The organism is Cedecea colo (assembly GCF_011808225.1).
In the GTDB taxonomy this organism is placed as follows: Bacteria; Pseudomonadota; Gammaproteobacteria; order Enterobacterales; family Enterobacteriaceae; genus Dryocola; species Dryocola colo.
The window spans coordinates 1-3282 of sequence record NZ_SOYS01000019.1; the positions used below are offsets into that span (position 1 = coordinate 1).

The window sequence follows — 3282 nt, forward strand, 5'->3', positions numbered from 1 at the left end:
TTTCTCGGGTTTCTCGGGCCGTTAGGTTACGAGCTGGGATCAGCACTCGCGACAGCGATCCTCTGGCTGTATGGCAAATTCGGTTTTGTTGCCACAGCAGTGCTTGCCGGTGCTCTGCCTTTTATCGTGGCAGCCGGGATGCACAAGCCTTTGCTGCCCTATGCCGTAGCTGCCATGGGTCAGTTCGGACGCGAGACGTTATATCTGCCTGCATCGCTGGCTCATAACATTGCCGAAGCCGGTGCCTGCCTTGCCATTACGATTAAAAGCAAAGACAAAAGCATGAAATCCACTGCGCTCTCATCCGGGCTATCTGCTCTTTGCGGCATCACGGAACCCGCGCTCTATGGTATTACCTTATTAAATAAAAAGGTCCTGTATGCTGTGGTTATCGGCAGCGTGATAGGCGGCGGTTTTTTAAGTTACATGGCTGTCGCGGCCTTTGCTCTTGTCGGGCCAAGCCTGGCAAGCATTTCAATTTTCGCCGCTCCCGATAACCCAAATAACCTCATATACGCTTTTGCCGGGGCAGTGCTGTCATTCGCATTAACTTTTGTAACTACATTGATGTTGTGGCGAGATAAGGCAAGAGAAGGATCCGTTCAAGTTGCGAATCAGAATTGATCGAGGGGCCAAGATAAGCAAATAGCTTCTGAAAGCAATCTCACATTTCTGCATTCAAGGTTAATGCGAAGAATTCCTCCATCTCACTGGAGTTAAATAGTTACGGAAATATCAGGCTACATACACTGGCGCGCTATGTATATTTTCGCCTTAGAGAAACGGTGCGTATTCCTTATTTAAATATGCACTTTTTATCCCTGTAATTTACATGTGAATTTAAAATATGAAAAAGACGCTCTTATTTTGTCTTATCTCTGCTATGTTCAGCAATGCTTACGGACAGAATTTAACGGTAGAAGAGAGACTTGCCTTACTTGAGAAAAAACTCCAAGAAAATACTGCGGAGTTAAACAGTACAAAAGCAGAATTAACCAAATATAAGCAAGCCAATGCCGCGAATAAGAATATGGTTAATTCAGCAGATAAAAATTATCAACCAACTACAAATACTGCTTCTGCAACCTCTGCTGCAATTGCATCGAGTAATAGCAACAAAACAGCCAATAACGGCGCAACTAAAGTTAATAATACCCTTACGCTGAAAGACATTAGTAACTTTGTTAAAAACGATATTGGGTTCTCTTATAATGGTTATTTCCGCTCTGGTTGGGGGACTGCCAATCATGGCTCGCCAAAAGAATATGCTATTGGCTCTCTTGGCCGTTTCGGTAACGAATATACTTCGTGGTTCGATCTTCAACTCAAGCAGAAAGTGTACGACCAGGATGGTAAAACTGCACATGCTGTCGTTATGCTGGATGGTAACGTTGGTGAACAATACGGGAACGCTGTTTTCGATAAGAGCACTGAAAATGTACTCCAGTTCTCTGATATCTATCTGACAACAAAAGGTTTCCTGAACTTCGCACCCGAAGCAGATTTCTGGGTAGGTAAACACTATTTACCGAAGTACGAAATTCAGATGCTCGACTGGAAAAGTGTCAGAACAGACAGCGGCGCTGGTTTAGGTATTGAAAACTGGAAGATGGGACCAGGGAAATTTAACATCTCCGTTGTACGCCAGGATCTGGATGCCCGAGCTGTTGATTACAGTACCTCCGGTAAAACGGTGCAGGTAAACAGCAATACGGTTGACATGCGTTACCGTGAACTTCCGCTTTGGGAAAATGCCACACTAGAGCTTGATGGCCGTTACGCAGCTGCGAACAAATCAGATACGGTCAAATCCGGAGAATCTGATGGTAACTATTATCATGTGAAGGATGCCTGGCTTGCCGGAGCAATTATCAGGCAGAAATTTAAGTCCGGTGGCTATGATGAATTAACATTCCAGGTTGCAGATAACTCGATTGCAAGCGCATTCGCACGTATATCTGGAGCCAACCCTTCCTATGGAAATGGTGATAATTACTACGGCAATCATACTAACGGGACAGCATTCAGGCTAATTTCCCAGGGCGAGTTTTACCCTACGAAAGATACTATAGTTGCCCATGCTCTTGTTTACTCTAACGGTAATGATATTTATAGCTACGATACCGGTGCACACACTGATTTCGAAAGTTATCGTGCTGTCGTACGTCCAGCTTACATCTGGGACAATTATAACCAAACGGGCATCGAATTAGGTTGGTTCCGTCAGGAAAACAAAGTACAAGAGGAGACTTTTACCGAATCTGGTTATAAAGCAACGATTTATCACGCATTGAAAGTAAATACGTCCATTCTGACTTCCAGGCCAGAACTGAGATTCTATATGACATATTTGCGTGCTAATCAGAACGATATTTCCAGCTTCGAATTCACTGATAACAAAAAAGATCAGTTGGCTATTGGTGCGCAGGCAGAAGTTTGGTGGTGATTCACTGATTAATTTTCTAACTGAACCACAACTTTGAACTCCTTAAATTGTGAAATTTTTCAAATGGCATTGCCCATAAATTAAGTGGGTAATTAACTAGTTACCAGAAGCTTATTGCCTGGAGTACTTTCATACATGTGATTTTGGGATTATTGTTCAATATCTGATTATGGTTGTAGTAATTGTATACGTTTTCGTCGGTGACTCAGGATTTTGTTATCTTTATCACAATTCGAAAAAAACATATTAATGACTATTGATATTCCAAAGCTCAAATTATATTAATGATTAATTAGTAGTACAGGCATGTAACTGGTAAAGCAGGCAAGACCTGAAGAATTCCCTATAAAAAGGGAGGTCTTCGGGTCTTTTTTTTTGCATAAGAGGCATCAGATGGACTACGAGAATACAGGCCGACAGATCATTGATTTGATTGGCGGGCCTGGCAATATTGAGCATATTGAGCACTGCTCTACCCGGCTCCGGCTCAGCCTTTATGACAACAAATTAGTCGATAAATCCGCACTTGAAAAACTACCGGGCGTGATTGGCGTCAGAGTCAATGTGCAGTGCCAAATCATTATCGGCAAAGAAGTCGCAGACGTCTGCAATGCGCTTAAAAAGCTTGTTGCCGGTAAACAGACTACCGGCGATCGGCTCCCCACCAGGAAGAAATGGGGAGCGGTCATTGTCGATTTCGTGATTAGCGTTTTCCAGCCGCTCGTTCCTGCGATTGCCGGAGGCGGGGTCCTGAAATCATTGCTGATTATCCTCGATATGGTGGGATGGTTAAGCAAAGACACTTCCACATATAAAGTGCTGGACAGCATCGGCAC

3 protein-coding genes are annotated in these 3282 nt (G+C 43.6%); all 3 read left to right on the top strand.

Annotated elements, in window-relative coordinates; genetic code table 11:
• The coding region (locus E2L00_RS21215; protein ID WP_167615026.1) for a PTS sugar transporter subunit IIC at window positions 1-624 on the top strand (624 nt) is incomplete at its 5' end.
• 223 nt (window positions 625-847) lie between these two features.
• Window positions 848-2446, top strand: coding sequence for a carbohydrate porin (locus E2L00_RS21220; protein ID WP_167615028.1), 1599 nt, complete (start codon window positions 848-850; stop codon window positions 2444-2446).
• A 393-nt stretch (window positions 2447-2839) separates the two neighbouring features.
• A partial coding sequence (locus E2L00_RS21225) for a PTS transporter subunit EIIB (protein ID WP_167615030.1) occupies window positions 2840-3282 on the top strand: 443 nt, incomplete at its 3' end.

Excerpts from the sequence above, each read along its gene's own strand:
- E2L00_RS21220 (WP_167615028.1), top strand. The coding sequence starts at position 848 with ATGAAAAAGACGCTCTTATTTTGTCTTATCTCTGCTATGTTCAGCAAT.